Source organism: Bradyrhizobium huanghuaihaiense, assembly GCF_007830635.1.
GTDB classification, from domain to species: Bacteria; Pseudomonadota; Alphaproteobacteria; order Rhizobiales; family Xanthobacteraceae; genus Bradyrhizobium; species Bradyrhizobium huanghuaihaiense.
This window is the reverse complement of record NZ_VLLA01000076.1, coordinates 1-6202: the sequence shown is the minus strand read 5'-3', so window position 1 is coordinate 6202 and position 6202 is coordinate 1. Positions and strand designations below refer to the sequence as shown.

Here is a 6202-nt window from a genome sequence, read left to right as displayed (position 1 = left end):
TGGCGGCTTATCCAGCAGCTTCAGAATCCGCTTGTCGGTCGTCTTCGTATAGATCGGCTGCTTGCCAGGCCGCGGCTTGTCTTGCAGCCCTTCAAGGCCATGGTCGGCATAGCGATGCCGCCAAAGGCTGACAATCCGCGGCTGGACCCCAACTTCCTTGGCGATCGACCGGGTGCTGCGCCCATCCGCCGCCAACAGAACTATCCGCGCCCGCTTCAAATCGCGCTGCAACGTCACCGGTGAGCGACAGCACGCCTCAAGCACCTTGCGATCTTTCCTCGAAAGGTGGACTTCTCTTGCTTCGGGTATCATCCCGACCTTGAATCACGACTCACGTTCCAAGAAAAGTGGGTACTAGCGAGAAAAGAGGCAGGAGCTTTTTCAGGGTTTCGCTTTCGCACTCAAGGGCTACCGGCCATCTGAACGCTTGTGCAACATTTTTGCCAAGCCGATGACGGGACTGACGGACTAGGTATTGGTCCGCCTACGAAGATCCATATGCACGTCGCTCCACTTGCCTCACGCGATTAAGGACGACGTAGGGATCCTGCGGACGCAGCTTGTCGTTCTCGTTACGATGCGCGCTGCGTTAGCAGAGCATGGTGGGTGTGATCAGCGTGAATGGCACTCGACAAAGCCGTGGCGAGTCATACGAGGCTGCCCTGCGTTCTGCGACGCCGCTCGCTTCCAGCGGAACCAGTTTTTCGCAGCTAAAGCGCGATAAGATTGGAACGAATCATCATCGCGCGTAGGACTCGCGCGACTCCGGCTTCTGTGTCGGCAGGCGAACTTGCGCTTTCTTCGCGGGAGCGGCTGTGTCGGGGAGACGAGTCATTGGGCAGCTTTTTTCTGATCCTTGCCGGTCCGGAGGCGCGCCTTCGAACCTATCGGCTGAACTGAAACCACTGTCCTCATTCCGCGGCCTAATGGGGCGCATTGGCCGTAGGCTCGAGCGATGCGCAAAAGCGGACGTTTCAGCTTCGACTAAAGTCGCGTCAGCGACACCTACTGAAAGGTTTAGGACAAATATACGTATGTTTATAATGCGTTTTTTCCCCGCCCGTGCTGAGTTCGGCAGCCGATGATCGATCTTGCACACGCTATCATGCGGACCCAAGTGTTCAAGATTGCCTCATTTTTGCCTAAAATGCTATAGCTCTCCCGCCGGATAACAGGCCGGACGGTCTCAAAATGTATAGGATCAGCAGTTTCAAACGTTCAGCCCCTCAGTTGACCTTGGGCAGCATAGCGCTAGCCGCGGTTACACTGACTTGCGTGTACTTTCAGGCGCATTTCGCCGCCGCGGCGTTCGCCTATTTGTTAGTAGTCTTACTATTTTCGTTGATGGGCAGCTTCATTGCTTCATCAGCGCTTTGCATCGTCGCAATCGCTGCTCTCGCATACTACTTTGCGCCGCCGGCGTTTAGTTTACGAATCGATGATCCCCGCGATGTTCCTGTGGTTGTTGCATTTCTTATTGTCTCTGTTGTCGGAACGTACCTGATTGGAAAACTCCGCCAGGAAAGAGAGGCTGCACGTGTGGCTGCGGCCAAGCTTCAGCGGAGTGCCTCGGATTTGGAGGATCGTGAAAAACGGTGGCGCGCAATTTTCGAGCACAATCCAGCCATGTACTTCATGGTCGATGAGGCCGGCATTGTCCTCAACGTCAATACGTTGGGCGCGACACAACTGGGATTTGCTTGTGCAGAACTATTGGGCCAATCCGTGCTCGACGTATTTCTGGAGGAGGATCGCGCATTCGTCCGCAAATGCATTCAGACGTGTCTTGAGGATGTTGGACAATCGCGCACTTGGGACGTCCGGAAAGTCAGGAAGGACGGTTCTGTATTGTGGGTGCGTGAAAACGCCAAGGCCATGCTTTGGGCCGGCGACCGCCCCGTCATCCTCATGGCGTGCGAAGATATTACGGAGCGCAAGCAGACCGAGCTTGCGCTGCAGCGGAGCGAAGCGCATTTGGCTCACGCGCAGGAGTTGAGTCATACAGGCAGCTTCAGCTGGAACGCCTCTACCGGCGAGGCCTTCTGGTCTAAGGAGACATTTCGGATTTTCCAAATCGATCTTCAGACGACACCGGCGCCACAACTCGTCATTGAGCGCACGCACCCAGATGATAGGGCTTCTGTCAAAGAGATTATCGATGAAGCGATGCGAGACCTGAGGGATTTCGAGCACGAGTACCGGCTGCTGCTACCTGACGGCTCCGTGAAGCACATCCATGCGCAGGCACGAGTCACGCGAACCGCCTCTGGTGAAATTGAGTTTGTTGGGGCAGCCACCGATATTACGGCAGCTAGGCGAGCAGAACAGCAGTTGCGCCGAAGCGAGGCCTATCTGGCCGAGGCTCAGCATCTCACTCACACAGGCAGCTGGTCCTGGGACGTCCACACACGAGATTTCGTTTATCGCTCCGCTGAGGTCGACCGCCTGTTTGGCTTTAACCCACAAGAGCCGGTTTCGCTAGAGACTATTCGATCGCGCATCCATCCGGAAGACTTGCCAGGGTTGCAGGAGGTGCAGCGTCAGGCGATTGACCAGGAGCACGAACGGTTCGAATATGATTTCCGTGTTATTCTGCCAGATGGCGGGATAAGGCGCATACACTCCGTTGCACACGTTGTCGTCGGCAGCGATGGTAATGTCAGCGAGCTGATCGGAACACATATGGATGTTACCGAGCAACACGCAGCTAGGGAACGCTTGGAAAACACGCTTGTAGCGCTGCGCGAGAGCGAACAGCGCTTTCGCGACTATGCCGAGACTGCTTCCGACTGGCTCTGGGAAACCGGGCCAGATCATCGGGTCACTCACTTGTCCGAGCACACCAGCGCTGCGGGAATTTTGGCGACAGGGTTAACGGGCCTGCTTCGCTGGGACATCGCGTGCGACATGGAAGAAGAACCGGAGAAGTGGCGTCAGCATCGGGCGACGTTGCAGGCACACCTGCCGTTCCGGGATCTCATCTACCGTACCGTAAATAGGATGGGATCTCCGATCTACGTCCGCACTAGTGGCAAGCCCTTCTTCGACGGAAACGGAAATTTTTTGGGCTATCGCGGCGTCAGCACTGACATCACCGCTACCATTCGCGCTGATCAGGCCGAACAAGAGCTGCGAAAGGCACAGGCGGAGCTTGCACATGTGACGCGTGTAACGACCTTGGGAGAAATGACAACTTCTATCGCCCACGAGATAACCCAACCACTCGCCGCTATCCTCAGCAACGCCGATGCGTGCCTCGGCTGGATGGCTCGCGATGTTCCCAATCTTGCAGCCGCGCGCTCTTCAGTCGAATGGATCATAGAAGATGCAATCCGGGCAAGCGAGGTGATCCGTAGTATTCGCGCACTCGCGAAAAAGGGCGAGATCGAGATGGTGCCGCTCGACATTAATCAGGTGGTTAGGGACGTCAGCGCGCTGGTAACACGAGAGCTGGTGAGCCACCAAGTGACGTTGCGAAGCGAGTTGGCGTCTGCGCTGCCTAGGGTCCTCGGTGATCGAATTCAGCTACAACAAGTGATCATCAATCTGGTGATGAACGGAATCGAGGCCATGGACGCAGTTACAGACCGGCCGCGTGAACTTCTGATTCAATCATCTACGGACGATCTGGGGTACGTGCAGCTTTCCGTGACCGATTGCGGCGTCGGGATCGCCGAGAATGACGCGGACCGCGTCTTGGACCCCTTCTTCACCACCAAATCGAGCGGCCTAGGAATGGGCCTTTCGATCTGCCGGTCGATCGTGGAAGTTCACGGAGGACGAATTTCAGTGGTTCAGAAAAATGGACCGGGCGCGACGTTCCAGTTTGCCCTTCCGCTGCATAAGGAGGCCATCTCGTGACAGGACGATTTGACTGGAGAGGCCAAGGCGGACATACCGAGGCTTCGACGAAGGCAATCGTCTTTGTCGTCGAGGATGACATCTCTATGCGTCGCTCGCTTACGAACCTTTTTCGATCGGTAGGCTTGGAGGTCGTGGCGTTCGGATCGGCCCGTGAAATGCTGCAGAGCACAATGCCGGACGTCACAAGCTGTCTAGTTCTTGATGTCCGGCTGCCGGGCCTGAGCGGCCTTGACTACCAGACCGAGCTCGCCAGGTTGAACATACACATCCCAATCATCTTCATTACCGGCCATGGCGACATTCCCATGACCGTCAGGGCCATGAAGGGAGGCGCGGTCGATTTCCTCAGCAAGCCCTTCCGCGATCAGGAACTGCTTGATGCCGTCGTTGCGGCGACCGAACGCGATCGCAAAAGACGAGAAGCTCAGCGAACCGTGGCGAACCTGAAATCTCTATTTGAGACCCTAAGCCCGCGAGAACAGGCAGTGATGAAACTGGTCGCGACGGGGCTGATGAACAAGCAGGTAGCCGCCGAACTTGGGCTCGCCGAGATCACCGTCAAGATCTACCGGGGACACGTAATGAAAAAGATGCGTGCCCGCTCGCTGGCTGACTTGATCAGAATGAGCGAGACGCTCGGAATTAGCGCCAATCACACTGAACAAACCCAAGTATGATTTTACAATTCCATCACTTAAGCCCACTTTCGCGAAAGTGGCTGACGGTTTGGCAGCCGCTGTACTGCGTCGGGAGGGCTCATCTTGTCCACGCCTTTGATTTCCGTCGTTGACGACGACCCCTCGGTCCGTGCGGCGACAGAAAACCTTTTGAAATCGCGTGGCTACGTCGTGCAGATATTTGCCTCGGCCGAGGCGCTCCTGCGGTCGCCGCGGTTGAACGAGATATCCTGCGTCATAACTGATGTGCAGATGGCAGCGATGAGCGGGCTGGAGCTGCTGGCAGAGATGCGGACGCGTGGTTACCAAGCACCCTTCATTTTCATTACAGCTTTCCCCAACGAGCGCGTACGCGCGTCAGCCTTGGACGCCGGAGCGATCGGCTTCCTCGCCAAACCATTCGGCGTACAAGAGTTAGTCAAGTGTCTCGACAGCGCACTGCAGGCATATGGCGACCGAGGCCGCATCTGATTCGATCAACTGCGCGTTCTTGTCCGATCTAACGACGATCACGCACCGGGCAACCTCTTTGCGGCCGGAACCGCGACCTGCCCTAACGTTATTAGGAGCTAATTCTTGCCCGCCAAAGCATTACCGGCTACTGTCGGCTGCAAAACAACCTTTGACCTTGCGAGAGACGGAGGGTACGCCGGCTCGATTCATTCCAGGTCGTGATCAAAGTAATGCCGGCCCAGAGCGATCAGCGCCCCTAGCATTTAACTCCACCTGGAGCGAAGCTATATGCTCCATTGCAGAGCGGTTCCCGAGAGCGCTCGGCAAGCACGAGATTGGTTGTGCTCAGCCCAGCCGCGGTGACGACGAAATGGAGCTTCGCCAGGACGCCCCTCATGTCTTGGTCACCGCTTTTCCGGTGAAAGCGCTTTGAACGATGCCCAGCCCAAGGAATTGTTACGTCCGCTGACGCGTGCGGGTTGGACTTGTCTATAGGGCCGCCGCTTCGTTATCGATTCCCAGCGCTCCGGCTATCGTCAAGCTCCCACATCATGTGTGGCAGACCTCTGGTCCAACCCGTCAAACGTGCTCGGCGCAACACGTCCCCACCACGGCCGGGCTATCACACAGGTGTCCTCGCCGCAGCGAGCATCGGCAGCAACTGGTTTGTACTGTAGCCCCCAATTTCTTAGGGCAAACAAATCAGTCAGCAACTGCTAAGCTAAGGAGGACCGAGGAGACAGCATTGATGTCTCCTGTGTCAGAACGTAACCTAAGTTCGTCTGAGCTATGCGGGATTTTGGGTGACGAGGCGATCAGGCGGCGTGGTTTTCCGGCACTTGGATGACCTCGATGCCGTTTTCGAATCTGACACCTGCGCTGACCTTCGGCAACTGATTTGTGCCTTTCAGCCGCCGCCAGGTCTTTGATGCGGCGCAGAGCAGCTTGAACACCATCAACTTGGCAGTCGTTGACGATAACGAACCTTTCGTGCGCACCGTTCTGTGCCGGACCGTCGCGAACACGCTTTCGATGGGATTCGTCGTCCGCAAGTGGTCCCAATGCTCGGCGGGGAATTCGTAGAACGCAAGCATTGCGTCGCGATCTTTCGTCAGGCACTCGACCGCCTTGTCGTACTTCGCTCCGTATTTCTCGGCAAAGACATCGATCGCCACTTCGGCCGAAGCTCGGTTGGACGCCAAATAGAC

Annotated in this window: 5 protein-coding genes; 3 read left to right on the top strand and 2 right to left on the bottom strand. The window is 56.6% G+C overall.

The window, feature by feature from the left end; translation table 11 throughout:
- A partial coding sequence (locus IQ16_RS44515; RefSeq protein ID WP_145832237.1) for a helix-turn-helix domain-containing protein occupies nucleotides 1-312 on the bottom strand: 312 nt, incomplete at its 3' end.
- A gap of 879 nt (nucleotides 313-1191) precedes the next feature.
- Here IQ16_RS44515 and IQ16_RS44510 point away from each other — a divergent pair.
- The 3 genes from IQ16_RS44510 (at nucleotide 1192) to IQ16_RS44500 (ending at nucleotide 5012) form a co-directional block, all read left to right on the top strand.
- Complete coding sequence (locus IQ16_RS44510) at nucleotides 1192-3861, top strand: PAS domain-containing protein (RefSeq protein ID WP_011084527.1); 2670 nt, start codon at nucleotides 1192-1194, stop codon at nucleotides 3859-3861.
- A complete protein-coding gene (locus IQ16_RS44505) occupies nucleotides 3858-4541 on the top strand; it encodes a response regulator transcription factor (protein ID WP_011084526.1) in 684 nt (227 codons plus the stop codon). Before IQ16_RS44510 ends, IQ16_RS44505 begins: the two co-directional genes overlap by 4 nt.
- An 84-nt stretch (nucleotides 4542-4625) precedes the next feature.
- The gene (locus tag IQ16_RS44500) at nucleotides 4626-5012 is read left to right on the top strand and encodes a response regulator transcription factor (protein ID WP_018648887.1); all 387 of its coding nucleotides are present in this window, start codon (nucleotides 4626-4628) and stop codon (nucleotides 5010-5012) included.
- A gap of 797 nt (nucleotides 5013-5809) precedes the next feature.
- Here IQ16_RS44500 and IQ16_RS44495 read toward each other — a convergent pair.
- On the bottom strand, nucleotides 5810-6202 hold a 393-nt coding region (locus IQ16_RS44495), incomplete at its 5' end, for a transposase (protein WP_208751673.1).

Excerpts from the sequence above, each read along its gene's own strand:
- IQ16_RS44510 (WP_011084527.1), top strand. The coding sequence starts at position 1,192 with ATGTATAGGATCAGCAGTTTCAAACGTTCAGCCCCTCAGTTGACCTTG.